The organism is Micromonospora radicis, assembly GCF_003583405.1.
GTDB lineage: Bacteria > Actinomycetota > Actinomycetes > Mycobacteriales > Micromonosporaceae > Micromonospora > Micromonospora radicis.
This window is the reverse complement of record NZ_QXEC01000001.1, coordinates 506,859-530,972: the sequence shown is the minus strand read 5'-3', so window position 1 is coordinate 530,972 and position 24,114 is coordinate 506,859. Positions and strand designations below refer to the sequence as shown.

Sequence of the window (24,114 nt, the reverse complement as noted above, 5' to 3'; positions counted from 1 at the left end):
AGCCGGTGCCGCACGGCCGCGTACCGCGGCCGTCAGCTGTCGCGCCGGCCGTCGGACGTGGCGACGGCGACCGGGCGCGGTGCGGCAACGGTCAGGCTGGTCTGCTCCCGGGGCACGGCGACCGGGACCGGCGCCGCCGTACCCGGACCGGCCGGGTCAGCTGGCCGCGGACCGATGGCGGTGACCAGCCGGCCGCGCCGGCGTCGGCCGCGTTGCTGTGCGAGGTGGGCGTCGAGTCGGCGCCGCTCGACGCGGGTGCCGGGGACAGCGGTGCCCGCGGCGGAGTCTCGGCGGTCTGCGGCTCGCGGGGATCGCCCGCGCCGATTGTCCCGTGTCGCGATGTCAGCCGGTCCGCGGTGTGCCACCCGGCGGCGAGGCCCGCGGCCTGCCGCCCGGTGGCGACCTCCTCGTCGGGGCCGACGGCGTCCGGACGGTGGTCGACACCCGCCGGGACGGCGGGCTGCGCCGGGCAACAGCCCGGCTCCTCGCCCTCCGGAGGCACCGGCGCCCCGGTGACCGGCGGCTGGGGGTCGGGGTCGGGGTCGGGGTCGGCCGGCACCGTCGGCGCGGGCGGCAGGACGACGATCGGGTCGAGGAGGTCGAGCACCGGATCGAGGGGGCCGAGGATCGGGGCGAGTTCCCGCAGGATCGGGTCCAGCGCGGAGACGATCGGGTCGAGCAGCGGCGCCAGCGGGCCGAGGAGCTGTTCCAGCAGCTCGACGAGGGGGTCCACGACCGGCCGTCCGGTATCGGTGACCGGGGCGACGACCTGCTCGACCAAGGGTTCGAGCACCGGTGTGGTCACCCGCGCGACGACTTCCAGCAGCCGGCCGACCGGCGAGACCGGCGGCCCGGGTGCCGCCGGCCGCTCGGTGCGGTCCGCGGCCGGCGGGGCCGGCGGGGCCGGCGGGGCCGGCCTCCGGTCCGGCGCCGGGTCCACGGCCGGCGGCGCGGGCTCGGGTACGACGGAGTCGGCCGGCGGCACGGGCAGCGGCCCGCTGTCCTGGCCCGGAGCCGGCTCGGCCGACGGCGGCTCGGCCGACGGCGACGGCGCGACGGGGGGCGACGGCGCGACGGGGGGTGGCCCGGCCGGGTCACCCGGCGGCACGGCCGGGGTGGCCGGAGTCGCGGGGACGGTCGGGGCGAGCGGGACGGTGGGGGCCGCGGCGACGGGCGGGTCGTCGACGGGCGGCGCGGCCGGGGCGGCCGACGGTGCGCCCGTGGACGGCACCACCGGCGCGTTGGGCTTCTGGGCGGTGTCCGGTCGCTGTGGCGCGGCGTCGTCGGTGGTCGGCGGCGGAGGTGGGTCGACCGGTCGCCGGCCGGGCGTGACCACGGCGGTCACCGGGTCGAGGAGGCCGTGCACGAGGTCGGCGAGTCGGTCCACCGGACTGGCCGGGCCGGACACCGTCGGCGGCGCGGCGTGGACCGGCGCGGCGTGGACCGTGTCGTACCCGAACCAGGCGCAGGCCGCGGCGACGGTCAGGAACCCGAACCGCAGCACGGCGCGGCTCGCCCAGTTCCCCCGTCGACTCGTCACCCACTCCTCCGTACCGACCACACCGGATGCGAACGCACCCTAACGTGTCGCGACGATCCGACCACAGATCGTCGGGCGTGTCGGGCGCGAAACTCGCGGACAACTATCGCCGGACGAGGCGGACGGTCAACCACCCGGCGGCATCAGCCCTCCCCGGTAGGCAGCCGCGACGGCCTGGGCGCGGTCCCGCAGGCCGAGCTTCATCAGGACCCGGCCGACGTGGGTCTTCACCGTGGCGTCGCCGATGTGCAGCCGGGCGGCGATCTCCGCGTTGGAGAGCCCGTACGCCATCTGCACCAACACCTGCCGTTCGCGGTCGGTGAGCCGAGCCAGTTCGGCCGCGGCGGGCCCGGGCTGCGCGCCGAGGGCGGCGAACTCGGTCAACAGCGACCGGGTCACCGCCGGGTCCAGCCAGGCCTCACCAGCCGCGACCGCACGCACCGCCATGGTCAGCTCGGCGGGTACGGCGTCCTTGAGCAGGAACCCGGAGGCACCGGCGCGCAGCGCCGCCCGGACCGCGTCGTCCACGTGGTACGTGGTGAGCACGAGCACCCGTACGCCGGTGTCGTCGGCGGCGATGGCGCGGGTGGCCGCCACCCCGTCGACGCCCGGCATCCGGACGTCCATCAGCACCACGTCGGGGCGCAGCCGGCGGGCCGACGCGAGTGCCTCGGCGCCGTCGCCGCACTCGCCGACCACCTCGATGTCCGGTTCGGCGGCGAGCAGCATGGCGATGCCGGACCGTACCAGCGGCTGGTCGTCGGCGAGCAGTACCCGGATCACGACGGCACCGCGACCTCGACGGGCGGCAGCGGCAGGCGGGCGTGCACCCGGAAGCCCCGCCCCGCCACCGGCCCGGTGGTCAGCTCACCGCCGGCCACGTCGACCCGTTCCCGCAGGCCGGTCAGCCCGTGGCCGGTGGAGAGCCCGGCGGCCGCGCCGGTCGGCGTACCGCCGCTGTCGAGCACCTCCACCTCCAGTTCGTCGGCCCAGCTCAGCCGCACCTCGGCGGTGGCCCGGGGGCCGGCGTACCGGGCGGTGTTGGTCAGTGCCTCCTGGACGGTCCGGTAGGCGGCGAGCCCGACGCTGGGGTCCACCGGTCGGGGCCGGCCGTCGACGGTGAGGGTCACCCGCAGCCCGGCGGCGCGCACCCCCGCCACCAGTTCCTCGAGGTCGGCGGGCCCGGGATGGTGGGCGTCGGGGGTCGGCGTGCCGCCCGGGGCGATGACGGCGAGCATCCGGCGCAGCTCCTCCACCGCCTGCCGGCCGGCCCGCTCGATGTCGGCCAGCGCCTGTCCGGCCCGCTGCGGGTCGCTGGCCAGGATCCGGCGCGCGCCGCCGGCCTGCAACAGCATCACCGTCACCGTGTGGGCGACGATGTCGTGCAGTTCGCGGGAGATGCGGGTCCGCTCGTCGGCCACCGCGCGGTGCGCCTCGACGGCGCGCAGGCGTTCGGCCTCGGCGAGCCGGCGCCGGTTGCTGCCGGCCCACCAGCCCAGCGCCCAGGTGCCGGCGACGACGAGGGCGTAGACCAGGGCGAGGCCGACGAAGACGGCGGTCCGCCGACCGGTGTCGTCGCGGCCGGCCAGCCACGCCTCGTTGGCGGCGATGACCAGGTACGGCGCCAGCGCCGGCACGGTGGCCCAGGCCCGGTTCGCCGGGGCGTGCGCGCCCACCGCGTAGAGGGCGACCAGCACCGCGAGGACCGGCTGGTAGCCGGCGACCAGGGCGGTGCCGGCCAGCCCGAGGGCCCAGACCAGGGCGAAGACGGTCACCGGCGCCCGGCGCCGCCACAGCAGCCCGACCGGGGCCAGGGCCGCGAAGCCCAGCAGCAGGACGGTGGCGCCGTCCGGGCCGCCGGCACGGGCGAGGTCGGTGCCGGCGGTGGAGAACAGCGCCAGGTCGAGCAGCCAGACCGCCCCGGCGACCAGGACGTCGCGGCGGGCCGGGACGCGGGGCCGTGCCGACGCCGGTGCGGTCTCGGCGGTGGTCATCGGGGGCCGTGCGGCTGGCAGAAACAGAACAGGATGCAGAAGCCGCCGGTCAGCTCGCGCAGCGAGTCGAACCGGTGTTCGGCGCGGCGGGGTTCGCGCTGGGCCTGTTCCAGTTCACCCACCCGGCGCAGCAGGTCGTCGTCGACCACGTGGGCGTCGTCGGTGACGACCCGCTGCCGGCGCAGCGCCTCCCACAGGTCGCCGCCGGCCGCCTCGATCCCCTCGGCCAGGGCGGCGGCGTCGACCCGCCCGACCTGTGAGCTGTAGCCGGAGGCGTGCCCGAGCGAGGCGATCAGGGCCAGCGGCGCCTGGTCGGTCAGGGCGAAACGCCGCCACTTCCAGACCGGGGCGACCTCGACGGGCAGCCGCTCTTCCAGACCGACGGGGAAGACGACCACCTCCAGGTCGGCGTGCGGGTCGAGCAGTCGCTCGGGTGGATTGGGTACGAGCACCTGGTCGCCGTCGATCAGGACGCCGACGGCGAGATGGCCGGCGGCGCGGTCCGACGCGCGCCGGTCCTGGACGGAGACTCTGATCTCGGCGCGGATGGCCGTGTCGACGCACATTCGGGTCCTCCGGGGGCAGCGGGTGCGTGCACGGTAGTCCGGAAACGATCACTCGAATGTCGGCGAACCGCCTCCGGACAGTCCGCCTCCCGCTTGACACCCGCCCGGCCGGACACCCCTGGAAGTCTGAGCCTCGGCTCAGTGACCGTGGAACAGCGCGGCGACGTCGTCGGCGAAGTGGTCCTGCACCGACTCCCGCTTGATCTTCAGGGTGGGGGTGAGTTCCCCGTCGGCCTCGGTGAGGTCCCGACCCAGGATCCGGAAGGTCTTCACCTGCTCGGCGTGCGAGACGCTGCGGTTGGCCTGGTCGACCGCGTCCTGGATCTCGGCGCGCAGTCGCGGGTCGTCGCGGAACCCGGCGAGCGTGGCACCCGGGTGCCCGTGGGCGTCGCGCCACCGCACCCACGCCTGCGGGTCGACGGTGACCAGCGCGGCGACGTACGGCCGGCCGTCGGCCACCAACATCGCCTGGCTGACCAGGGGGTGCGCCCGGATGCGCTCCTCGATGGGCGCGGGGGCCAGGTTCTTGCCCGCCGCGGTCACCATGATCTCCTTGGTCCGGCCGGTGATCCGCAGGAAGCCGTCGTCGTCGAGGCTGCCGAGGTCGCCGGTGCGCAGCCAGCCGTCGTCGGTGAGCGTCTCCCGGGTCGCCGCCGGGTTGTTCCAGTAGCCGGGGAAGATCACCTCGCCGCGGGCGTGCACCTCCCCGTCGTCGGCGATGCGGATCCGCACCCCGGGTACCGGGCGGCCGACCGTGCCGATCCGCATCGCGGTGGGCAGGTTCACCGTCAACGCCGGGGAGGTCTCGGTCAGCCCGTACCCCTCCAGGACGACGATGCCGGTGCCGCGGAAGAAGTGCCCGAGCCGCTCCCCCAGCGGCGCCCCACCCACGATGGCCATCCGGCACCGCCCGCCCAGCGCCGCACGCAACCGCCGGTACGCGATCAGGTCGAACAGCACGTGCGCCAGGCGCAGCGGCAGTCCGGGACCGGCGGGCCGGTCCAGGGCTCGGCTGTAGCGCAGCGCCACCTGCTCGCCGATGCCGAACAGCAGGCCCCGGTGGGCGTCCTCGGCGGCGCGACGGGCCTGGTCGTGCATCTTCTCGAACATCCGTGGCACGGTGAGGACGAAGGTGGGCCGGAACCGGCGCAGTTGGTCGAGCACGGCGGACATGTCGGCGCTGTGCACCATGGTGGCCCGGTTGCGGACCATACCGACCTGGATCAGCCGGGCGAAGGCGTGGGCCAGCGGCAGGAACAGCACCGTCAACGCGCCCGGGTGCAACAGCTGTGGCAGCACCGCGCTGGCGTTGCCGATGTCGGCGGAGATGTTGCGGTGGGTCAGCACACAACCCTTGGGTGGCCCGGTGGTGCCGCTGGTGTAGACGATGGTGGCCAGGTCGTCGCCGGCCACCTCGGCGCGGCGGGCGTCGACCCTCGCCGCGTCGACGCCCCGGCCCCGGGCCGCCAGGTCGATGAGGTCGCCGGTGTCGATCCGCCAGCGCTGCCGCAGCGCGGGCAGGTCCGCCCGCATCCCGTCGACCGTGGTGGCGTGGTCGGCGGTCTCCACCACACACCCGACGGCGCCGGAGTCACCGAGGATCCAGCGGATCTGGTCGGCGCTGGAGGTGTCGTAGATCGGCACGGTGACCGCGCCGATCGACCAGAGGGCGTAGTCGACCAGGGTCCACTCGTAGCGGGTCCGGCTGAGCAGCCCGATCCGGTCGCCGTGGGCCACCCCGGCGGCGAGCAGGCCCCGGGCGAGGGCCAGCACGTCGTCGCGGAACTGCCGGCAGGTCACCGGCAGGGCGCCACCGCCTCCGGTGCGACGGACCGGCCAGGACCGGGGATCCGGGTCCGGTCGGATGAACTGCACCGCGTCGGAGTCCTCCACCGCGTTGCGCCACACCTGTTCGGCGAGGCTGCCGTCCTCGCCGCTGACGATCGGCTCAACCGCTGTCTCCCGCACGCCCGCCCACCTGCCGTCGTGTCCCGTCGCGCTGCGGTTCATCGTGCCCCGGTCACCTGCCGGGTACCCGCAAAACCGGCAAACCCGCCCCCGCCGCCGGGTTCCGTCCTGCGCACTCGCTAGTTGGAGGAAGAAGGAACGCGGGTCGAGCACGCCGAGGGTGTCGGGCACCAGCGCGGCCACGTCGGCCATGAAGGCGTCGTCGAGCACCAGCTCCTCGGCGCCGGCCGGCAGCCGGGCGTACGCCTCGTCGACCCGCCGGGCCACCTCGATCCGGGCGTCGTCCAGGGCGGTGATCTCCTGCTGCCGGAACCAGTTCTCCTGCCGGACGTAGTTGTTGTCCGCGTCGACCGCCCGGCGGCGCAGCATCCGGCCGGTGTAGTGCTCGAAGAAGTCCTGCTGGAACTCGTGGGCGAAGGTGAGCAGGTCGGCGCAGCGGCCGCCGACACCGTAGCGGGCCCGGAAGAAGCCCTTGGTGGCCAGCCGGCGGGGGCAGGTTGACGTCGAACACCGGCATGATCCGGGCCAACGCCCGCAGGCCGGGCAGTACCTCCTGCCGCCAGCTGTCCCGGTCGGCGGTGACCGGCGCCGAGGTGCACAGCGTGGCGTCCTCGTAGAGCAGGGTCCGGGGTGCCGGGACTTCGGCGCGGCCGAGTTCAGTGTGGGCGGCCACCAGTTCCCGGTCGATGTCGGCCAGCGCCGCGCGTCGTCCGGCCACGTCGGCGGCCGGGTTGCCGGCGGCGATCCGGTCGACCACGTCGACCCGGTGGGCGAGCAGGCCGAGGTACGCCAGGCCGAACTCGCCAACGAGACCTACCAGGACTTCGTCCGGCGCCACCCCGAGCGGTGATGCGGTGGCGACCCGCCCCCTCGGCCGGGTCGCCACCGCGCCCGGGTCACGGAGTGCGCGACGCCTCCGGATGCCGCTCGGCCGCCGCCGGCACGGTGGCCGCACCGCCGCGCACCGGCAGGCCGAGGCGGCGCACCGCCTCGGCGACCAGCTCCTCGGTGGACAGCCGCAGGTCGAGCAGGACGGCCCGCTCGTCCGGCCAGAGCGGTTCCAGGGTCGCCGTCTGCGAGTCGAGCAGGCTGGGCGGCATGTAGTGCCCGGCCCGCAGCGACATGCGTTCCCGGATCACCTCGGTCGGCCCGTCCAGGTGGACGAAGTCGACCCCGGGCGGTCCCTGCCGCAGCAGGTCGCGGTAGGAGCGCTTGAGCGCCGAGCAGGCCAGCACCGTCGAGACGCCCTCCCGGTGCCGGGCCGCCATCCAGTCGGCCAGGGCCCGCAACCAGGGCCAGCGGGCGTCGTCGTCCAGCGGTACGCCGGCCCGCATCCTGGTCACGTTGGCCTCGGAGTGGAACTCGTCGGCCTCGGCGAAGGTCAGGCCGGTCGACGCGGCGATGCCGTGCGCGACGGTGGTCTTGCCCGCCCCGGACACCCCCATCACCACGACGTGCCGGGTCGACGGCTCACCAGTCATGGACGGTGCCGTCCTTCAGCCGGTTGAACGGCAGGTACGCCGGCTGGTACGGGAACCGGGCGGCGGCCTCCTCGTCCAGTTCCACCCCGATACCGGGCTGGTCACCGGGGTGCAGGTAGCCGTCGGCGAAGGTGAACGACTGGCGGAACACCTCGTTGGTCAGCGCGCCGTGGCGCATGTACTCCTGGATGCCGAAGTTGTGGATGGCCAGGTCCAGGTGCAGCGCGGCGGCCATGCCGACCGGCGAGATGTCGGTCGGGCCGTGGATGCCGGACTTGATCTGGTACTGGGCGGCGAAGTCGAGCAGCTTGCGCATGGCGGTGATGCCGCCGGTGTGGGTGACCGCGGACCGCACGTAGTCGATCAGCTGCTCGCGGATCAGCGTCTGGTAGTCCCAGACGGTGTTGAAGATCTCGCCGATGGCCAGCGGTGTGGTGGTGTGCTGGCGGACCAGCCGCAGCGCCTCCTGGTTCTCCGCCGGGGTGCAGTCCTCCAGCCAGAACAGGTCGTACGGCTCGAGGGCCTTGCCCAGCTTCGCCGCCTGGATCGGGGTCATCCGGTGGTGCCCGTCGTGCAGCAACGGCAGCTCCGGACCGAACTCGGCGCGCACCGCCTCGAAGACACCGGGCAGGTGGCGCAGGTAGGCGCGGGTGTCCCAGTCCTCCTCGGCGGGCAGCGCGGTGCGCTGGGCCGGCTCGTAGTCGTAGCGCTTGCCGCCGGTGCTGGGCTGGGCGGCGACCCCGTACACGGCGTTGATGCCGGGCACCGAGGTCTGCACCCGGATCGACCGGTAGCCCTGTTCCAGGTGGGCCCGGATGGAGTCGAACAGCTCCGGCAGGTCGCGGCCGGAGGCGTGGCCGTACGCCATGATGCCGGTCCGCGACGCACCGCCCAGCAGCTGGTAGAGCGGCATGCCGGCGGCCTTGGCCTTGATGTCCCAGAGCGCGACGTCGACCGCGGCGATGGCGGCCATGGTGACCGGTCCGCGGCGCCAGTACGCCGAACGGTACAGGAACTGCCAGGCGTCCTCGATGCGGTGCGCGTCCCGCCCGATCAGCAGCGGCACCACGTGGTCACGCAGGTACGAGGCGACGGAGAGTTCCCGGCCGTTGAGCGTGCCGTCGCCCAGACCGGTGATGCCGTCCTCAGTGGTGATCTTCAAGGTGACGAAGTTGCGGTCGGGGCTGGAAACGATGACGTCGGCGGCGACGATCTTCACGAGGATGCCTTTCTCGCAGGTGGTCAGCGAAGGGTGGTGCCGGCAGCGTTGCCGGTGAGCAGGGACAGCTCGTCGCGGCGGGGCAGGCCCTCCCAGTCGCCGCGCGCGGTGACCGCGAAGGCGCCCAGCGCCACCGCGCGCCGCAGCCGGTCGACGAGGTCCAGTCCGTCGAGGTGACCGGAGAGGTAACCGGCGGTGAACGCGTCACCGGCGCCGACCGGGTCGACGGCGGTGACGGGTACGGCGGCGAGCCGCTCCACGCCGTCGCGGGTGTGTGCGCGGGCACCCGCGGAGCCGAGCTTGACCAGGACCGTCCGCACCCCGCGGCGCAGCAGCCCGGCGACGGCGGTGGCCTCGTCGGCGCCCGGATCGGCGACCAGGTCCAGCTCGTCCTCGGAGGCGATGACGATCGACGCGTACCCGGCCAGTGGGGCCAACGCCGCGCGGGCCGCCGCCCGGGGCCAGAGCCGGGCCCGGTAGTTGACGTCCAGCGACACCGTCACCCCGGCGGCGGCCGCCGCGCGGGCCGCGAACGCCGCCGCCTCCCGAGCGCTGTCGGACAGCGCCGGGGTGATGCCGCTGAGGTGCAGCACCCGGGCGCCGGCCGCGAGCGGCGCGCGCACGTCGTCGACGTGCAGCGCCGAACCGGCCGAACCGGCGCGGTGGTAGCGCACCCGGGTCAGGTCGGCGGTGCGCCGTTCCAGGAACATCAGGCCGGCGGGGCGGTCCGGATCGCGGCGTACCCCGTCGGTGCCGACCCCCTCGGCCCGCAGCTGGCGCAGCACGAACTCGCCCAGCTCGTCGTCGCTGACCCGGCCCACCCAGGCGGCGCGGTGACCCAGCCGGGCCAGCCCGATCGCCACGTTCGTCTCCGCGCCGGCCAGGTGCATGGTCAGCGGGCCGCCGACGGCCAGCGGCCCGGACGAGCGCAGCGACACCAGTGCCTCGCCGACGGTGAGCAGGTCCACGCCGCCCGGCACGGTCCGCGGCCCGCTCACCGTGGACCTGCCGCCCGAGCCGTCGCCCGGTAGGCACGGGCCCGTTGCCGCAGCGCGTCGAGGTCGCCGCCGGAGGCGGCGTCGCCCACCAGCGGGCCGCCGACACCGACCGCGACGGCACCGGCCGCCAGGTAGCCGGGCAGCTCGGCCAGGCCCACCCCGCCGACCGCCACGAACGGGATGTCCGGGAACGGGTCACGGACCGCCTTCAGGTACGCCACCCCACCCACCGAGGCCGGGAAGAGCTTGACCACGGCGGCACCGAGCCGCACCGCCGTGTACGCCTCGGTCGGGGTGAGCGCCCCGGCGGCCACCGGCAGACCCCGGCGGGCCGCCTCGGGGATCGAGTCGACCACCGCCGGGGTGACCACGAACTGCGCGCCGGCCGCCGCCACGTCGGCCACGGCCGCCGGGGTGAGCACCGTGCCGGCACCGACCAAAGTGCCGGCCGGCGCGTCCGCCCGGATCGCCGCGATGGTGTCCAGCGCGCCGGGGGTGGTCAGCGCCACCTCGACGATCGACACCCCCTCGGCCAGCAGGGCGGTGCCGGCGGCGATCGCGGCGGCGGTGTCGGTACCCCGGATGATCGCCAGCAGCCGGTCGGTGGTCAGTTGGTCGGTGAGTACGTCGGTCATGGTCACCACTCCGCGTACGAGCCGTCGACGTGCCGGAAGGTGGGGCTGCGCCAGGCGTGGCCCCGCTTGTCCGCCGCGCGTACCGCCTGCTCGTCGATCTCGATGCCCAGCCCCGGCGCGGTGAGCCGCTGCACGTACCCGTCGACGAAGGTCAGCGGCTGCTGGTCGACGCAGTAGTCCAACACCTCGGCACCGAGGTTGTAGTGGATGCCGATGCTCTGCTCCTGGATCAGGTAGTTCGGCGTGGCGAAGCCGACCTGCAGGCAGGCCGCCAGGGCGATCGGACCGAGCGGGCAGTGCGGGGCGAGCTGGACGTCGTACGCCTCGGCCAACGCGGCGATCTTGCGTACCTCGGTGATGCCGCCGGCGTGCGAGAGGTCCGGCTGGGCCACCGCGATGCCGGCCTGGAGCACGGGTAGGAACTCCTGCCGGTTGTACAGCCGCTCGCCGGTGGAGACCGGGATGGTGGTGGCCCGGACGAACTCACCGATCAGGTGGGAGTTCTCCGGCACCACCGGCTCCTCCAGGAAGAACGGCCGGTACGGCTCCAGCAGCGGGGCGACCCGGCGGGCGTTGGCCAGGGTGAACCGGCCGTGGAAGTCCACGGCCACGTCCCGGTGTTCGCCGAGCACCTCCCGGGCGGCGGCGACCCGCTGCACCACCGCGTCGAGTTCGGCGACGGAGGCGAGCGGGCTCATCCGCCCGGAGGCGTTCATCTTCACCGCGGTCAGCCCCGCCTCGACCCGCGCGGCGATCTGGTCCCGGACCTCGCTGGGCTCGTCCCCACCGACCCAGCCGTAGACCCGGATCCGGTCCCGGACCGGCCCGCCGAGCAGTTGGTGCACCGGCGCGCCGTACCGCTTGCCGGCGATGTCCCACAGCGCCTGGTCCAGGCCGGCCACGGCGCTGGCCAGGATCGGGCCGCCCCGGTAGAAGGAACCCTTGGTAAGCACCTGCCAGTGGTCCTCGATGCGCAGCGCGTCCCGGCCGATCAGCAGCTCGCTGAGCTGCTCCACGGCGGTGCGTACGGTCTCCGAGCGCCCCTCGCAGGTCGCCTCGCCCCAGCCGACGAGCCCGTCGACGGTCTCCACCCGGACGAACAGCCAGCGGGGTGCGACGAGGAAGGTCTCGACACGGGAGATGATGGTCATGGTCGGCTCAGCCCTTCGTCGCGCCCGCGGTGAGTCCGGAGACGATGTACTTCTGCACGAACAGGGCGATGACCATGATCGGCAGGGTGACCACTGTGGTCGCCGCCATCAGGCCGCCCCAGTCGATGCTGGCGTAGCCGACGAAGTCGAAGATCGCCACGGGCAGGGTCTTCGTGTCCGCGCCGGAGAGCACCAGGGCGAACATGAAGTTGTTCCAGGAGAAGATGAACGACAGGATGCCGGCGGTGGCGATGCCCGGCACCGACAGCGGCAGGGTGATCCGGCGGAACGCCCCGATGTTGGTGAGGCCGTCGACGAGCGCCGCCTCCTCCAGTTCGTCCGGCAGGCCGTCGAAGAAGCCCATCATGATGTAGACGATCAACGGCAGCGACACGAACATGTGGCTGAGGATCAGCACGGTGAAGCCGCCGACCATGCGCAGGTTCGAGAAGACGTAGTACCACGGCACCAGCAGCGAGACGCCGGGGATGACCCGGGCCATCAGCACCACCAGCGCCGACTTGCGCATGTTGAACCGGCTCATCGAGTACGCGGCCGGCACGCCCAGCAGCAGCGACAGCACGGTCGCCGCGAAGGCCACCCAGAGGCTGTTGAAGATGAACTGGAGGTAGTTGGCCTGCTGCAGGACCGTCTCGTAGTTGCCCAGGGTGGGCGTGAAGACCAACGCCTTGCTGGAGTCGTAGATGTCGACGTTGGTCTTGAACGACGCGGCGACCATCCAGATCAGCGGCAGCAGCAGCGACAGCACGACGACGACCAGCGCCACCGCGCGGAAGACCCGGAACCCGGCACTGGCTCTCATCGGGCGGCCTCCTCCTTCTTCCTACGTGCGGTGAGGACCCACATCAGGCCGATGATGATCAGGAAGAACAGGATCAGCACCGTCGAGGAGAGGCCGTACTCGTTGTAGTCGAAGCTCAGCCCGTAGGCGTACACGTTGAGCGTCTCCACCTCGTGGAACGAACCGCCACCGCGACCCTTGGTCGCGTAGAGGATGTCGAAGGTCTTCAGCGCGTCGATGCCGCGCAGCAGCACCGCCACGATCACGGTGGGCATCAGCAGCGGCAGGGTGACGTGCCGGAAGCGCTGCCAGGCGCTGGCGCCGTCGATCATCGCGGCCTCCTGCGGCTCGTCGGAGAGCGAGGTCAGGCCGGCGAGCAGGATCAACACCACCATCGGCGTCCACTGCCAGATGTCGATGAAGATCGTGGTGGGCAGGGCGGTGTGCTGCCCGGCCAGCCACGGCTGCGGGCCGATGCCGACCCAGCCGAGCACCTGGTTGGCCATGCCGATGTTGGGGTCGAAGATGAGCCGCCACATCATGCCGACGGCCACCGGGGTGGCGACCAGCGGCAGCAGGATGGCGACCCGGACCCAGCGCTCGCCGCGGAACGGCCGCCAGAGCAGCAGGGCGATGGCCATCCCGAGGACCACCTCGACCAGCAACGCCACGCCGGTGAACGCGGCGGTCCGACCCACCGCGGGCCAGAACCGGGCGGTGTCACTGAGCACGTCGAGGTAGTTGCGCAGGCCGATGAACTCCGACTCGGCCCGTACCGAACCGGACGAGTCGGTGAGGCTGAGGTACACGGTCCAGGCGAGCGGAAAGATGATCAGCGCGGCGACGAAGGCCATGGCCGGGGCCGCGAAGAGCCACTTGCGATGGTCGTTGGCCCAACGCGCCCAGCCGGGCGTGTCGGGCATGACACCAGCGCCGCGGGGCGGCCGGCTGGGTGCGGTAACAGCTGACATCAGATCTCCGTGGTGGGGAGGCCGGGCGGGGGTGGCGGGACGTCGCGTCCCACCACCCCCGCGCCCGGACTTAGCGGGCCTCGTCGTCCAGGAACTTCTGGAACCCCTGGTTGGCGGTCTCGGCGGAGGCCGCGGCGTCCTTGCCGGTGATGGCGTCGACGATCGGCTGTCCGACGATCTCGCGGGCCTGGGCGACCCGCTCGACCAGCGGCCGGTCGTGGCCCACGCCGTTGGCGAGGCTCACGGTGATCGCGTCGGCCATGTCCTTCGGGTAGGTGGCGATGCCCTCCGGGTTCTCCCAGACGGAGGTACGCGCACCCGGCACGCCGGCCTTCTGCTGCTCCAGCGTCTGGGTCTTGCCCGCCGCCCACTCGATGAACTTCCAGGCGTTGCTCTGGTTCTTCGAGGCGTCGTTGACGGCCAGCCCCCAGGAGGGGATGTTGTACGGCTTCGAGCCGGCCGGTCCGGCCGGGAACGGAGCGAACCCGACGGTGTCGGAGACCTTCGACTTGGCCGGGTCGGTGGCGTTCTTGTACAGCGAGTTGGCCTCGGTGTAGAAGGCGGCCTGACCCTGGGTGAAGATCGCCATCGCCTCGGACCAGCTCATGTCGGTGCTGATGTTGGCCGGGCCGTTCTCGCGCAGCAGCCCGCCGTAGTAGGCGTACGCCTGCTTGGCGGCGTCGCTGTTCACCGCGGCCTTGCCCGAGCCGTCGACGAAGTCGCCGCCGAAGCTGTACAGGAAGCTGGAGAACTGGGTGACGGCGGCGGCCTTACCGGTACGCGAGACGAAGCCCGCCACGCCCGGGTTGTCGGCCTGGATCTTCGCGGCCTGCGCCTTGAGCTCGTCGAGCGTCTGCGGCGGGGCGCTGAAGCCGGACTTCTCCAGCAGGTCCTTGCGGTAGTAGAGCACCTGCTGCTCGGTGATGATCGGGATGCCGACCACCTTGTCCTCGTACGTGGTGGCGCTCAGCGGGGCGGCCTGGAAGTCGGCCAGGTCGAAGTCGCCGCTGCCGTTCGCCTGCTCGGTCAGGTCGGCGAGGTACTTGTTCTTGGCGAACAGCCGCCCTTCCTGCAGGGGCCGGTACATCATCACGTCGATGTCGCTGGAGCCGGCGTTCAGCTTCACGTTGTACTGGTCCGAGAGCTGGTCCTCGCCGAGCTGGGTGACCTCGACCTTGAGGCCGGTCTCCCGCTCGAACTCGGGCAGCGCCTTCCGGATGTTCTCGGTCCAGACATGGTTGACCAGGGTCACCCGCACGGTGTCCGAGGAACCGCTGTCCGCACCGCCGCCGCAGGCGGACAACGTCATGGCGGCAACTACCGCCAGAGATGTCCCAATTATCGATCGACGTCCCACGTCCGTCTCCTTCTGTGCTGGTCACCGCCTCGGGGGACGGGGGTGACCTCGGCCTGTTACATCCGCTTAACGTCGGGATGCTAGGCCGAAAAAGCAGACTTATACAAGTGGTAGACCTAACTGATATGATCCGACGCGTGAAATCGCCCTCCCCAGGGGTCGCACCCGTTCAGGCCGCCCCCGTCGAGGCCGGGCTACACGGACGCGTCCTCGATCACCTCGGCACGGCCATCTGCGGTGGCGAGCTGGCACCCGGCGCGGTGCTCAACATCGACGAGTTGGTCGAGCGCTACGCCGTGTCCCGCTCCGTGGTCCGCGAGGTGCTCCGGGTGCTCGCGTCGATGGGCTTCATCGAGACCCGTCGGCGGGTCGGCGTCATGATCCGCCCGGCCGACCACTGGAACGTCTTCGATCCCCAGGTGATCCGCTGGCGGCTGGCCTCGGCCGGACGGATCGCCCAGATCCGCTCCATCACCGAGCTGCGCACCGCCGTGGAACCGCACGCCGCCTGGCTGGCCGCGCAGCGCGTCGACCACGACGCGGCGAGCGAACTGGTCGGCCTGGCCGCCAAGATGTGGGCCGCCGGCAAGGCCGGCGACGAGGAGCGCTTCCTGCACCTGGACATCGAGTTCCACCAGCGGGTGCTGCGCGCCTCCGGCAACGAGATGTTCGTCAAGCTGCAGGACCTGGTCGCCGAGGTGCTCACCGGCCGGCACCACTACCACCTCATGCCGCACTACCCCCACGAGCAGGCCCTCCAGCTGCACGCCGACGTCGCGCAGGGCATCCAGCGCCACGACGGGGAGGGCGCCCGCAGCGCGATGGTGCAGATCATGGAGCACGCGTTCGAGGAGATGTCCTCGATCTGGGAGCAGGCACACCTCACCGAGGCGTGATCGACTCGGCCCGGCCCGCGCGACCGACTCGGCCCGGCCGCGCGTGATCGACTCGGTTCCGCCGAAACGGCGGTGTCCGGGGCCCTCGGGTCACCGCCGTAACGGCGGCGGCAAGCGGACAGCGCCGCCACGGCGGCGGCAAGCGGGCGGCGGGTCAGTGTGGGCGGACCAGCCACTCCCAGGCGCGGCGCACCCCGGTCCGCACCGGGTCGTCGTCCTCCTCGGCCCGCGCGGCCGGTGCGTCCGTACCCGGCTCGTGCAGCTGCCCGACCGGCACCGACAACACGACGCCCCGCTCGTAGAGGTCGGCGATCTGCTCACGGTGGGCGAAACGGTGCACGTTGTGGGAGCGCGACGGCCCGATTATCACGCCGTGGAAGATGTCCTGCCGCTCGTCGGCCAGGACGTGCTCGACCACCCCGACCGGTGCCGAGTCGGCCGTGTAGACGGGGGTGCCGTCGGCGAGCGCGAGGTACGAGATCTTCGCCCCGAGATCCGTCACGACGTACGCCTAGGCCACGACGACCGGCGTGTCGACCAGGTGCTCGGCGACGAACCAGGTCTGCAGCTCGTTGGTCCGGATGACGTTGGAGACCAGCAGGTCGTTGCTGCCGTCGTCGCCCCCCTCGGCCACCCGGGCCGCCGCGTCGTGCGCGTCGACCAGAATCGTCTCGTGCGCCTCCAGCAGGCGCGACAGCATCGCCGGCACCTCCTCGGCGCCGTCCGGCGGACGCGGGATCCGGGTCAGCTCGGCCACGTGCCGCGGGTCGCCCACCGCGATCCCGCCCAACGTCTGGATCCGCTCGGCGATCATGTCGACCAGCGCGAGCTGCTCGTCGGCGTGCTTGTCGAGCAGCAGGTGCAGCTGGTAGAAGGTCGGTCCCCGCATCAACCAGTGATGCTTCTTGTAGAGCGAGTAGAGGATGCGGGTGTCGGCCACGACCCGGTTCAGCCGCTCGCACGAGTACATCCGTGCGTCGTACGACAACGCGACCGGCAACTGCCGTACGGTGCCGAACGCCTGGATCTCGCGGCCGTGCTGGTGCAGCCGGGGCTGGCTGTCCGACTGCGCCTTCTGCTGGGTCATGGTGTCCTCCTCGGGTTGCTCCGGCGGCAGCCCGGTGCCCTCCGCCCCGGGTGAGAGAGCCCGCGGATACCCACCTACGGGCCGCGCACACGTCGGCTCCCGCCTCGAAGCGGGCGCCGGACCGGCTTCCCCGCCGGTCGGGTGATCGTCGTACGATGCGGCGCATGGCGCTGCTGCACCGGGCGGAGATCCGCCCCACCAAGCTGGAGCTACTCGCGTCCTGGCTGCCGAGCCGTGACTGGTATCGGGGCGATCCCACCGCCGAGGTGGTGCGGGTGGCCGCGTACCGGTTCGACGACCCGGCCGGCGAGGTCGGCATCGAGACGCTGCTGGTGCGGGCCGGCGCCGGTCCGGTCCACCAGGTGCCGCTGACCTACCGGGGCGCGCCGCTGGACGGCGCCGACGCCTGGCTGGTCGGCACCATGGCGCACTCGGCGCTGGGCACCCGCTGGGTCTACGACGGGTGCGGCGACCCGGTCTACGCCGCCGCGCTGGCCGACGCCATCCTCGCGGGCAGCGGACAGGCCGAGGAGTACTTCGAGGTCGACGGCCGACGTGAGGTACGGGCACCGAGCATGGAGATCGGCAGTAGTCCCGCGCCCCGGGACGTGCCGACGGTCGGGTCCGTACGCGAGGTGGTGGACGGCGACCGGACGGTGATCGTCACCGACGCCGTACGGCTGACCGTGCTCCGCCGTCCCGACCCGGCCGAGCCCGCCATCCCCGCCGCACCGGCCGGGCCGAGCCTGATCGGCACCTGGGACGGTGCCAGCGCGCCGCTGGCGTACGCCACCCTGCTCTGACGCGGCCCCGGGCACCGCCCGGCGGCCGGATGCATACCGGGTATCCTCCTGCGTCATGCGCACTCCACCCGACCGGCGAACCGTGGCGCTCACCGCGGTTCTCGGTGGTCTGCTGCTCGGCATCGTCGACTTCGTCTGGATCAGGTTCCTGCCCTATCCGGTCGGCAACCTGGGCAACTCCAGCGCCGTGTGGGCGGTCGCCGCGTTCGGCTTCGGGTTCTGGGTGCGTACCGGCCGGGTACGCGCGGCCACCGGGGCCGCCGCCGGACTCGTCGTCGCGGTCCCGGGCTACTACCTCGCGGCGGCGCTCATCCAGGACGACGACTGGTCGGTGCTCTGGGCACCGACCTCGCTGGTCTGGATGTGCTTCGGCGTCCTCGCCGGGGTGGTCTTCGGCGTCGGCGGGATCTGGGCACACCGGCGTGGATGGCGGCAGGTGGTGGGAACCGCGCTGCCCGGCGCGGTGCTCTTCGCCGAGGCGCTGCTCGACGCCCGCCGGGTCGCCCACCCGGGCTACGGCACCGAGCCGCTCTGGGACGCCCTGCTCAAGGTCACGCTCGGCGTGCTGGTGGTGCTCGTCGTCGGCCGCGCCGCCCGGCCACGGCTCCTCGCGCTGGCCGCGGCGATGCCGTTGGCCCTGGCCGGCTTCACCGCCTTCCTGCTCGCCGGCTTCGGCTGAGCGACGACCCGCGCCACAGCGACGGCGAGTCAGTCGACGAAGGCGGTGAGATCCCACCGGGCCAGGCGCTGCGGGTCGGCGATCACGTCGATCTCGGCGACGAGCCCGCCGGAGACGGTGAAGGCCATCACCGACAGCACCCGGCCGCCCGCGACGACCACCACACCGGCGCTGCCGCTGATCACGGCGGGCCGGGCGAACGGCGAGAACCGCCCGAAGGCGGTGGCCTGCGCGGCGACGTCCCGGGCGCCGGTGATCACGGTGGTGTGGCGGGTACGGGCGAGGCCACCGTCGGACCGCAGCACCACCCCAGGGTGCAGGACACCGACCAGCGCGTCGAGGTCTCCGTCGCGGGCGGCGGCGAGAAAGGCGTCGACCACCCGCCGCTGCCGGGCCAGGTCACCGTCGGGAACCGGCGCCTGGCCGCGTACCCGGCGACGCGCCCGGCTGGCCAGTTGCCGGGCCGCCGCCGGTGAGCGGTCGATCATCGGAGCGATCTCGTCGAACGGTACGGCGAACATGTCGTGCAGTACGAAGGCGAGCCGCTCCGCCGGGGTGAGCGTGTCCAGGACCACCAGCAGCGCCAGCCCCACCGAGTCGGCCAGCACGGCGGCGTACTCGGGATCGTCGGTCCCGGCGGGGCTGACCACCGGATCCGGCACCCGGACGTCCAGCGGCTCCTCGCGGCGGCGGCGCCGGCCGCGCAGCGTGTTGAGGCTGACCCGGGCGACCACCGTGGTCAGCCAGGCGGCGAGGTTGTCCAGCTCGTCGGGGTCGGTGCGGGACAGGCGCAGCCAGGCCTCCTGCACCGCGTCGTCGGCCTCGCCGTGGGAGCCGAGCATCCGGTAGGCCACCGCGCGCAGGTGCGGCCGGTGTTCCTCGAACCGCTCGGCCAACCAGGCGTGCCCGTCCATCGTCGATCCTTCCGCCGGTCACACCGAGTCGACCCCGACCGGCACCCCGACGTGACCACCGGGTGACATGGATCACCTCCGGTCACGCCGACCACCGCGGCGGGGTCGAGCCGGTGCAGCCACGAACGGTAACCGACCGCGAGCAGCAGGCCCGGTCCGAAGCAGGGAGAACAGCGTGCATCCACCGATCCTGGTCACCGGCGGCACCGGCACCATCGGCCGCCTGGTCATCCCGCTGCTGGGGGCAGCGGGTCATCCGGTGCGCAGCCTCAGCCGGCGCGGCGGTGCCGACTCCCCCGGCGTCGAGCAGGTCGTCGCCGACCTGGCCACCGGCGCGGGGGTCGACGCGACGGTACGCGACGTCGAGGTGGTACTGCACCTGGCCGGCGGCCGGCAGGGCGACGACCAACTGGCCCGCACCCTGGCCCGGGCCGCGCGGCGGGCCGACGTACGCCAGTTGGTCTTCGTCTCGGTGACCGGCGCCGACCGGGTGCCGCTGGCCTGGCTGCGCACGAAGCTCGCCGCCGAGCAGGCCGTCGCCGACTCCGGCGTGCCGTGGACGACCCTGCGCGCCGGTCAGCTCCATGAGCTGACCCTGACCCTGGTCCGCAAGCTGGCGGCGCTGCCGGTGGTCCCGGTCCCCGGTGGGATGCGGCTGGAGCCGGTGGACGGTCGTGAGGTCGCCGCCCGGCTCGTCGAGCTGACGCTGGCCGCGCCGGCCGGCCTGGTTCCCGACCTGGCCGGCCCACAGGTGTACGAGCTGGGCGAGCTGGTCCGCGGCTACCTGCGCGCCACCGACCGGCGTCGGCTGCTGGTGCCGGTACGGATCCCGGGGCGCGCGGGCCGCGCGTACCGCGCGGGGGCGAACCTGGCCCGGCGCGGGGCCACCCGCGGCACCCGCGCCTGGACGGAGTTCCTCGCCGAGCAGGTCCGGCCGGCGACGGCCGACACCCGGTAGCCGGTCGGGCTCACGCCACCCGGGTCGGCTGGACCGGGAACGACGGGAAACCGGGCAGTTCGGTGTCGTCGAAGTCGTACCCCAACTCGTCGACCACCTCGACGACGCCGCTGACCCGCGCGGCGAGCCGTACCGCGATGTCCGCCGCCGACCGCCGGTCCAGCTTGCCGGTCATGGTCACCACGCCGTCGCGGACCTCGACCCGGACGGTCCCGTCGCGCACCGCGAGCACCCGCCGCAGTACCTCCTGGACCACGTCGTCGCGGATGTCCGCGTCGGGGCGCAGATGCACGCTCAGCAGGTCCGAGCGGGTGACGATCCCGACCACCCGGCCCAGGTCGTCCACCACCGGCAGGCGTTTGACGCCCGCGCGGTCCATCAGCTTGGCCGCGCCCACCACGGAGGTGTGCGCGGAGACGGTCACCGCCGGGGAGGTCATCAGTTCCCGGGCGGTCCCCGCCGTGCCCTTGCGCCGGGCCCGGCGCTGCCTCGGCCCCTCGAAGACGCGCCGCTCGTGCGGCTCCCCCATCCACTCCACCTTGTGCAGCAGGTCCGCCTCGGACACCACCCCCCGTACGTGCCCGAAGTCGTCCACCACCACGACGGCACCGACCCGACGCTCGGCCAGCAGATCGACGATCTTCCGGTACGGGGTCTGCTCCACCACCGTCGCGACGTCCCTGGTCATCACGTCGCCCACCTGCCAGGCCCTCATCACGCCCTCCTCCGTCGGCTGTGACCTCACGCTATGCCCGACGCGGGCGCCCCGGTCAGTGCCGGCCGGCCCGGGCCGGCGGGACTTCCGGCGGGCCCCGGGCGGGCGCAACGACCCTGCCCCGGTGGCCGTCCCCGCCCCGGTGGCCGTCCCCGCCCCGGCACGGGCCGCGGCCGGCGCGGGGCAGCACGCAGCGCGACCGGTTGGTAACGTGACGGCGACCTCGCCGGTGGCGACCGGTGACGTCCCCTGGGGAGGGTCGCATGTGGGCGGACGAGACCGCGCTGGACGCGACGCGACGCCGGCTCGACGAGTGGGAGGCCGGCTTCGCCGAGCGGGCCCGGCGGGCCCAGGCCCTCTCCGCGCGGGCGAGCACGCTGACCGGCACGGCCCACAACCCCGACCGCACGGTGCAGGTCACCGTCGACGCGGCCGGGCTCCTGGTCGACCTGCGGCTCGACGAGCGCATCCGCCAGCAGTCCGCGGCCCACACCGCCCGGCAGGTGCTGGCGACCACCCGGGCCGCGCGGGCCGACCTGCTGCGTCAGCTCAGCGCGGCGACCACCGAGACCCTCGGCGACGACCCGGCCGGGACGGCGATCCTCGACTCCCACCGGCGCCGACTCACCGGCGAGCAGGGCCGGCCGGATGCCCGGTGACGGCATCCGGGTCGACCCGGACGACCTGACCGGCCACGCGACACGCCTCGACCGCCACGCCGACACCCTCGACACCGCCCGCCGGGCCGGCGAGCACGTCCGGCTCGACACCGGCGCGTACGGGCAACTCTGCGCGATCATGCCGGTGCTGCTCGACACCCTGCAAGGCGTCCTGGTCGAGGGCGTCGGCACCGCCGCCGACTCGGTCCGCGACACGGCCGGCCGGGTGCGCGGCAGCGCCGAGGACTACCGGGCCGTCGACCAGCGCGCCCAGCGCCGCCTGGACCGGGTACGGGACCGACCGTGACCAACCCGCTGGTCGCCGCCCCGACCCGGACCGGGCCGAGCCCCTGGGCCGGGGTGTGGATCCTCGAAGACATCGAACTGATCCACCAGGGCGTCACCACCGGCAGCTGGATCGACGGCAGCCTCGGCGTGGTCAGCGCCGGCCTCGACGCCCTCGCGTTCGTCTCCGACCCGGTCGGCGCCCTCCTGCAGTACGGCATCGCCTGGCTCATCGAACACGTCAAACCCCTCAGCGAGGCCCTCGACTGGCTGGCCGGCGACCCCGCGCAGATCACCGCGCACGCCCAGACCTGGCGCAACGTCGCCGCCTCCCTGCGCGGCGAGGCCGCCGGCCTGGCCCGCGACGTCGCCGCCGACGTGGCCGGCTGGAACGGCGGCGCCGGCACCGCCTACCGCGCCTGGGCAGCCGAACAACGCCAGGCCATCACCGGCCTGGCCCGCGGCGCCGACGCGATGGCCGCCATCACCGAGGGCACCGCCGGCCTGGTCGCCGCCGTCCGGCTCCTGGTCCGCGACGCCATCGCCACCTGCGTCTCCCGCCTCATCGGGTACGCCACCGAACTCGTCGCCACCGCCGGCCTGGCCACCCCCCTGGTCGTCGAGCAGGTAACCACCCTGGTGGCATCGTGGGCCGCCCGCATCGCGCGACTGCTACGCGGACTGCTCAACAGTCTCCGCCAGCTCATCCCCGCCATCCGCCGCCTCGGCACCCTCATCGACGAACTCAAGCAGACCCTCGGCCGACTACGCGGACAATCCACGAAGCCGCCCAGCTCCGATGATCCAGGAAGAGCGAAGGTCAACAACAGCCCTGTTCAGCCGGACTTCACCAATCCAGAGATCGATTCACGGAAGATCACCGCGTACGCGTTGAATCCCCATCATCCGGTTGGCAAGAACAAGTACCGCGTGATCAACTCAGCTACCGGGCTTGGCCTTGAGGACGCAGACGCGGTCCTGCATCAGATACGAGAGGGCGTCCGCTCCGGCTCGCCGATGCTCGGAAGAGTCGACGAGTACGGTCAACGCTGGTTCATCGATCTGCCGCTGTCCGGGCCGACCGGAGACATCATTGTCCGCACGGCCTGGATCCTCGAGACTGGCGCGACCACCCCACGCATGGTCACGATCTCATTCCCATCGAAAGGTTGATCATTGGACGTCTATGACGTGGTCGAACTTCAGGAGGCCGTGCCGCACGAGCATCTGGCGGCAGGAGCGGTCGGCACGATCATCCACATCTTCGACCGGGATCCCGTCGCCTACGAGGTCGAGTTCACCGACGAGGATGGCAGGACAGTAAGCATGCTGACGCTCACGGCTGCCCAGCTCCGACCGTCGACCCGTGGCGGCTGACCACAGGTATCGTCCCGCCTGGCGTACCGGCGCCTCGACACGAGACGGTCTGGTGGTCAGTCCAGGATGATCGGGTTGGTGAGGGCGGCCAGGTGACGGTTGGGGTGGCGTACCTCGGCTCGGACGAAGCCGGCCTCATCGACGTTGGTCCGCCATGCGGTGCTGCCCGAGCCGTCGGCGGGCAGGGTTGCCCGATGCACGAGGCCGCGTTCGGTGTGCAGGGTGATGGTGCCGGACGGCACACCGACCACCTGTACGCGTACCGTGATCGGCTGGTCCTCGGCGGTCAGGCGTTCGCCGACGCCGACCGAGCGGTCGGCGGTGGTGGCGGTGAGGGTAACGTCCACGGTGGACGATTCGGCGACCCAGCTTCGACCGGCCCGGACGCCGGCCAGCACCGCTTCGGTGCTCAACTGTTCGGCGTGGACCACGGTGTGTGGGGTACCGAGCTGACCGGCCAGGTGCGCGTCGCTGTTGCCGACCGCAGGTTGCCAGTCTCCGCGACGCAGGCCGTACGCGAGGTGGCGCCCCCATTCGGCGAGGGTCGCCTCGTTGTCGGCGTTCCACGGCAGGTCGGATGCCCAGCGCCCGTTCCACACCTCCACCGCGTCGAAGCACCGGTACGGGTACATCGACGTCCCGTGGGGGTACGGCGCGTGCGGGTGGGCTGCCACGCACAGCCCGCCGTGGCGACGCACCTGGTCGAGGTGGCGGCCGATCGCGTCGTCCCGGACGCCGTACCGCCATTCGACCGACTGCCCGGGATCCAGGCCGAGCGCCAGCCAGTGCCCGGTGTGGGTGGTGACCTCCTGGCCCAGGATCACCAGCAGGTCGTCGCCCGCGTACGGCCCCCAGTGGGCGTGCCCGTCGGCGGTGTTGTGTTCGGTGGTGGCGAGGAAGTCGAGCCCGAGGGCCCGGGCGGCCGCGGCGAGCTGCGCCGGGGTCAGGTCGGCGCCGTACGACAGCAGCGAGTGCACGTGCAGGTCGCCCCGGTACCAGCCGGGGCCCCGACCAGCCGCCCGGCGGGGCGGGAAGGTCGCCGGGGTGGGCTCGGGCATA

Annotated in this window: 27 protein-coding genes; 9 read left to right on the top strand and 18 right to left on the bottom strand. The window is 73.1% G+C overall.

Annotated elements, in window-relative coordinates:
• Positions 1-91: 91 nt before the first annotated feature.
• From D2L64_RS02430 to D2L64_RS02410, 5 genes are all read right to left on the bottom strand, one after another.
• On the bottom strand, positions 92-1,540 hold the full coding sequence (locus D2L64_RS02430; RefSeq protein ID WP_147376170.1) for a hypothetical protein: 1,449 nt from the start codon (positions 1,538-1,540) through the stop codon (positions 92-94).
• Between the two features lie 126 nt (positions 1,541-1,666).
• Positions 1,667-2,323: a response regulator gene (locus D2L64_RS02425; protein ID WP_233558716.1), complete on the bottom strand. Its 657-nt coding sequence runs from the start codon at positions 2,321-2,323 to the stop codon at positions 1,667-1,669.
• Entirely contained in the window at positions 2,320-3,534 is a 1,215-nt protein-coding gene (locus D2L64_RS02420; protein WP_119572754.1) for a sensor histidine kinase, read from the bottom strand. The genes D2L64_RS02425 and D2L64_RS02420 overlap by 4 nt, the downstream gene beginning before the upstream one ends.
• A complete protein-coding gene (locus tag D2L64_RS02415; protein WP_119572753.1) occupies positions 3,531-4,100 on the bottom strand; it encodes a hypothetical protein in 570 nt (189 codons plus the stop codon). The genes D2L64_RS02420 and D2L64_RS02415 overlap by 4 nt, the downstream gene beginning before the upstream one ends.
• Before the next feature lie 138 nt (positions 4,101-4,238).
• Positions 4,239-6,110: an AMP-dependent synthetase/ligase gene (locus D2L64_RS02410; RefSeq protein WP_119572859.1), complete on the bottom strand. Its 1,872-nt coding sequence runs from the start codon at positions 6,108-6,110 to the stop codon at positions 4,239-4,241.
• Positions 6,111-6,543: 433 nt separating this feature from the next.
• Here D2L64_RS02410 and D2L64_RS27015 point away from each other — a divergent pair, with 433 nt between their 5' ends.
• Positions 6,544-6,918, top strand: a complete 375-nt coding sequence (locus D2L64_RS27015) for a hypothetical protein (protein WP_147376169.1) — start codon at positions 6,544-6,546, stop codon at positions 6,916-6,918.
• A 46-nt stretch (positions 6,919-6,964) separates the two neighbouring features.
• Here the strand turns inward: D2L64_RS27015 and D2L64_RS02400 are convergent, their stop codons facing one another.
• The 8 genes from D2L64_RS02400 to D2L64_RS02365 form a co-directional block, all read right to left on the bottom strand.
• Positions 6,965-7,549 (bottom strand): gluconokinase, encoded by a 585-nt coding sequence (locus tag D2L64_RS02400; RefSeq protein WP_119572751.1) that lies wholly within the window; start codon positions 7,547-7,549, stop codon positions 6,965-6,967.
• Complete coding sequence (manD, locus tag D2L64_RS02395) at positions 7,539-8,768, bottom strand: D-mannonate dehydratase ManD (protein ID WP_119572750.1); 1,230 nt, start codon at positions 8,766-8,768, stop codon at positions 7,539-7,541. Before manD ends, D2L64_RS02400 begins: the two co-directional genes overlap by 11 nt.
• A gap of 23 nt (positions 8,769-8,791) precedes the next feature.
• The gene (locus D2L64_RS02390; protein ID WP_233558715.1) at positions 8,792-9,766 is read right to left on the bottom strand and encodes a sugar kinase; all 975 of its coding nucleotides are present in this window, start codon (positions 9,764-9,766) and stop codon (positions 8,792-8,794) included.
• Positions 9,763-10,401: a bifunctional 4-hydroxy-2-oxoglutarate aldolase/2-dehydro-3-deoxy-phosphogluconate aldolase gene (locus tag D2L64_RS02385; RefSeq protein WP_233558714.1), complete on the bottom strand. Its 639-nt coding sequence runs from the start codon at positions 10,399-10,401 to the stop codon at positions 9,763-9,765. Before D2L64_RS02385 ends, D2L64_RS02390 begins: the two co-directional genes overlap by 4 nt.
• Positions 10,402-10,403: 2 nt before the next feature.
• A complete protein-coding gene (gene dgoD / locus D2L64_RS02380; protein WP_119572748.1) occupies positions 10,404-11,552 on the bottom strand; it encodes a galactonate dehydratase in 1,149 nt (382 codons plus the stop codon).
• Between the two features lie 7 nt (positions 11,553-11,559).
• Positions 11,560-12,375 (bottom strand): carbohydrate ABC transporter permease, encoded by an 816-nt coding sequence (locus tag D2L64_RS02375; RefSeq protein ID WP_119572747.1) that lies wholly within the window; start codon positions 12,373-12,375, stop codon positions 11,560-11,562.
• Positions 12,372-13,277, bottom strand: coding sequence for a carbohydrate ABC transporter permease (locus D2L64_RS02370; protein WP_199714367.1), 906 nt, complete (start codon positions 13,275-13,277; stop codon positions 12,372-12,374). The genes D2L64_RS02375 and D2L64_RS02370 overlap by 4 nt, the downstream gene beginning before the upstream one ends.
• A 118-nt stretch (positions 13,278-13,395) precedes the next feature.
• Positions 13,396-14,634 carry an ABC transporter substrate-binding protein gene (locus D2L64_RS02365; RefSeq protein ID WP_119572746.1) on the bottom strand — a complete coding sequence of 413 codons (1,239 nt, stop codon included), beginning with the start codon at positions 14,632-14,634 and terminating at the stop codon, positions 13,396-13,398.
• Positions 14,635-14,819: 185 nt separating this feature from the next.
• Between D2L64_RS02365 and D2L64_RS02360 the strand changes: the two genes are divergently transcribed.
• A complete protein-coding gene (locus D2L64_RS02360; RefSeq protein WP_233558713.1) occupies positions 14,820-15,578 on the top strand; it encodes a FadR/GntR family transcriptional regulator in 759 nt (252 codons plus the stop codon).
• A gap of 154 nt (positions 15,579-15,732) precedes the next feature.
• Here the strand turns inward: D2L64_RS02360 and D2L64_RS02355 are convergent, their stop codons facing one another.
• Together D2L64_RS02355 and D2L64_RS02350 are read right to left on the bottom strand one after the other, a co-directional pair.
• On the bottom strand, positions 15,733-16,080 hold the full coding sequence (locus tag D2L64_RS02355; RefSeq protein WP_119572744.1) for a hypothetical protein: 348 nt from the start codon (positions 16,078-16,080) through the stop codon (positions 15,733-15,735).
• 9 nt (positions 16,081-16,089) lie between these two features.
• Positions 16,090-16,665, bottom strand: coding sequence for a Dps family protein (locus tag D2L64_RS02350; RefSeq protein WP_119572743.1), 576 nt, complete (start codon positions 16,663-16,665; stop codon positions 16,090-16,092).
• Positions 16,666-16,829: 164 nt separating this feature from the next.
• On the opposite strand from D2L64_RS02350, the gene D2L64_RS02345 reads away from it, so the two are divergent.
• Both D2L64_RS02345 and D2L64_RS02340 read left to right on the top strand, forming a co-directional pair.
• Positions 16,830-17,468: a CG0192-related protein gene (locus tag D2L64_RS02345; RefSeq protein ID WP_119572856.1), complete on the top strand. Its 639-nt coding sequence runs from the start codon at positions 16,830-16,832 to the stop codon at positions 17,466-17,468.
• A 55-nt stretch (positions 17,469-17,523) separates the two neighbouring features.
• Positions 17,524-18,147, top strand: coding sequence for a DUF6518 family protein (locus D2L64_RS02340; RefSeq protein ID WP_119572742.1), 624 nt, complete (start codon positions 17,524-17,526; stop codon positions 18,145-18,147).
• Positions 18,148-18,176: 29 nt separating this feature from the next.
• Here the strand turns inward: D2L64_RS02340 and D2L64_RS02335 are convergent, their stop codons facing one another.
• Positions 18,177-19,061: a sigma-70 family RNA polymerase sigma factor gene (locus tag D2L64_RS02335; RefSeq protein WP_119572741.1), complete on the bottom strand. Its 885-nt coding sequence runs from the start codon at positions 19,059-19,061 to the stop codon at positions 18,177-18,179.
• Positions 19,062-19,236: 175 nt separating this feature from the next.
• Between D2L64_RS02335 and D2L64_RS02330 the strand changes: the two genes are divergently transcribed.
• Complete coding sequence (locus tag D2L64_RS02330) at positions 19,237-20,019, top strand: SDR family oxidoreductase (protein ID WP_119572740.1); 783 nt, start codon at positions 19,237-19,239, stop codon at positions 20,017-20,019.
• 10 nt (positions 20,020-20,029) lie between these two features.
• Here D2L64_RS02330 and D2L64_RS02325 read toward each other — a convergent pair whose 3' ends face one another.
• Entirely contained in the window at positions 20,030-20,734 is a 705-nt protein-coding gene (locus D2L64_RS02325) for a CBS domain-containing protein (protein WP_119572739.1), read from the bottom strand.
• Positions 20,735-20,997: 263 nt separating this feature from the next.
• Between D2L64_RS02325 and D2L64_RS02320 the strand changes: the two genes are divergently transcribed.
• From D2L64_RS02320 to D2L64_RS02305, 4 genes are read left to right on the top strand one after another with little or no spacing between them, the layout of a single operon-like run.
• The gene (locus D2L64_RS02320) at positions 20,998-21,393 is read left to right on the top strand and encodes a YbaB/EbfC family DNA-binding protein (protein ID WP_119572738.1); all 396 of its coding nucleotides are present in this window, start codon (positions 20,998-21,000) and stop codon (positions 21,391-21,393) included.
• Positions 21,383-21,700: a type VII secretion target gene (locus D2L64_RS02315; RefSeq protein WP_119572737.1), complete on the top strand. Its 318-nt coding sequence runs from the start codon at positions 21,383-21,385 to the stop codon at positions 21,698-21,700. The genes D2L64_RS02320 and D2L64_RS02315 overlap by 11 nt, the downstream gene beginning before the upstream one ends.
• On the top strand, positions 21,697-22,851 hold the full coding sequence (locus D2L64_RS27760) for a WXG100 family type VII secretion target (protein ID WP_233558712.1): 1,155 nt from the start codon (positions 21,697-21,699) through the stop codon (positions 22,849-22,851). Before D2L64_RS02315 ends, D2L64_RS27760 begins: the two co-directional genes overlap by 4 nt.
• A 3-nt stretch (positions 22,852-22,854) precedes the next feature.
• The gene (locus tag D2L64_RS02305; protein WP_119572736.1) at positions 22,855-23,055 is read left to right on the top strand and encodes a DUF4926 domain-containing protein; all 201 of its coding nucleotides are present in this window, start codon (positions 22,855-22,857) and stop codon (positions 23,053-23,055) included.
• 56 nt (positions 23,056-23,111) lie between these two features.
• On the opposite strand, the gene D2L64_RS02300 is transcribed toward D2L64_RS02305, so the two are convergent.
• Positions 23,112-24,113, bottom strand: coding sequence for a CehA/McbA family metallohydrolase (locus D2L64_RS02300; protein ID WP_119572735.1), 1,002 nt, complete (start codon positions 24,111-24,113; stop codon positions 23,112-23,114).
• Between the last annotated feature and the right edge of the window lies 1 nt (position 24,114).

What these genes read in the sequence shown, in the direction of transcription:
- dgoD (WP_119572748.1), bottom strand. Translation starts at nt 11,552, where the DNA reads ATGACCATCATCTCCCGTGTCGAGACCTTCCTCGTCGCACCCCGCTGG.
- D2L64_RS02320 (WP_119572738.1), top strand. Translation starts at nt 20,998, where the DNA reads ATGTGGGCGGACGAGACCGCGCTGGACGCGACGCGACGCCGGCTCGAC.
- D2L64_RS02315 (WP_119572737.1), top strand. Translation starts at nt 21,383, where the DNA reads ATGCCCGGTGACGGCATCCGGGTCGACCCGGACGACCTGACCGGCCAC.
- D2L64_RS02375 (WP_119572747.1), bottom strand. Translation starts at nt 12,375, where the DNA reads ATGAGAGCCAGTGCCGGGTTCCGGGTCTTCCGCGCGGTGGCGCTGGTC.
- D2L64_RS02340 (WP_119572742.1), top strand. Translation starts at nt 17,524, where the DNA reads ATGCGCACTCCACCCGACCGGCGAACCGTGGCGCTCACCGCGGTTCTC.
- D2L64_RS02325 (WP_119572739.1), bottom strand. Translation starts at nt 20,734, where the DNA reads ATGAGGGCCTGGCAGGTGGGCGACGTGATGACCAGGGACGTCGCGACG.
- D2L64_RS02365 (WP_119572746.1), bottom strand. Translation starts at nt 14,634, where the DNA reads ATGACGTTGTCCGCCTGCGGCGGCGGTGCGGACAGCGGTTCCTCGGAC.
- D2L64_RS02335 (WP_119572741.1), bottom strand. Translation starts at nt 19,061, where the DNA reads ATGGACGGGCACGCCTGGTTGGCCGAGCGGTTCGAGGAACACCGGCCG.
- D2L64_RS02410 (WP_119572859.1), bottom strand. Translation starts at nt 6,110, where the DNA reads ATGAACCGCAGCGCGACGGGACACGACGGCAGGTGGGCGGGCGTGCGG.
- D2L64_RS02385 (WP_233558714.1), bottom strand. Translation starts at nt 10,401, where the DNA reads ATGACCGACGTACTCACCGACCAACTGACCACCGACCGGCTGCTGGCG.
- D2L64_RS02370 (WP_199714367.1), bottom strand. Translation starts at nt 13,277, where the DNA reads ATGCCCGACACGCCCGGCTGGGCGCGTTGGGCCAACGACCATCGCAAG.
- D2L64_RS02350 (WP_119572743.1), bottom strand. Translation starts at nt 16,665, where the DNA reads ATGACCCAGCAGAAGGCGCAGTCGGACAGCCAGCCCCGGCTGCACCAG.
- D2L64_RS02420 (WP_119572754.1), bottom strand. Translation starts at nt 3,534, where the DNA reads ATGACCACCGCCGAGACCGCACCGGCGTCGGCACGGCCCCGCGTCCCG.
- D2L64_RS02400 (WP_119572751.1), bottom strand. Translation starts at nt 7,549, where the DNA reads ATGACTGGTGAGCCGTCGACCCGGCACGTCGTGGTGATGGGGGTGTCC.
- D2L64_RS02345 (WP_119572856.1), top strand. Translation starts at nt 16,830, where the DNA reads ATGGCGCTGCTGCACCGGGCGGAGATCCGCCCCACCAAGCTGGAGCTA.
- D2L64_RS02300 (WP_119572735.1), bottom strand. Translation starts at nt 24,113, where the DNA reads ATGCCCGAGCCCACCCCGGCGACCTTCCCGCCCCGCCGGGCGGCTGGT.
- D2L64_RS02415 (WP_119572753.1), bottom strand. Translation starts at nt 4,100, where the DNA reads ATGTGCGTCGACACGGCCATCCGCGCCGAGATCAGAGTCTCCGTCCAG.